The organism is Chryseobacterium contaminans (assembly GCF_001684955.1).
GTDB lineage: Bacteria > Bacteroidota > Bacteroidia > Flavobacteriales > Weeksellaceae > Chryseobacterium > Chryseobacterium contaminans.
In genome coordinates this window covers 1-429 of record NZ_MAYF01000292.1, presented here as the reverse complement: position 1 = coordinate 429, position 429 = coordinate 1, and the positions used below count along the sequence as shown (strand labels likewise).

Annotated in this window: 1 protein-coding gene; it reads left to right on the top strand. The window is 45.7% G+C overall.

What is annotated here, in order from left to right:
- Positions 1-188: 188 nt before the first annotated feature.
- Positions 189-368, top strand: a complete 180-nt coding sequence (locus tag BBH99_RS22125; RefSeq protein WP_123873187.1) for a hypothetical protein — start codon at positions 189-191, stop codon at positions 366-368.
- Positions 369-429 lie beyond the last annotated feature (61 nt).

Here is a 429-nt window from a genome sequence, read left to right as displayed (position 1 = left end):
AAGACCTCTGACAAAACTTCAGCCGAAACCTCGCCATTCAACCATTGGGAGTACGTAGCAATTCCGTAAGGTAAGTTCTCAGTCATCTTCTCAACATCCTCAAGGGAAACATGCCGGAAATGCCATAAGTAATTACATACTCATTTGCACCATCGACTCCGCGATGTTGTTCTGCATATCCTCGTCGAGTGATTGCAGAAAACAGTAAAGAAAATACTTTGAATATCTCCTTGTCCGGATATCCGGAGTCCGGATATCCAGACATCCGTAGCCAGACATTCCGGACATCCATACATGGATGTCTGGAACATCCGTATGCAGACAAAGTGTGGATGTCAGGACTCAGGGATACATGGATGAGATTATGAAGACCAGCAGACAAGCCGGCAAAGAGGACAGTCAGTAAGTGTAGCGATCAGCGGGAATAAA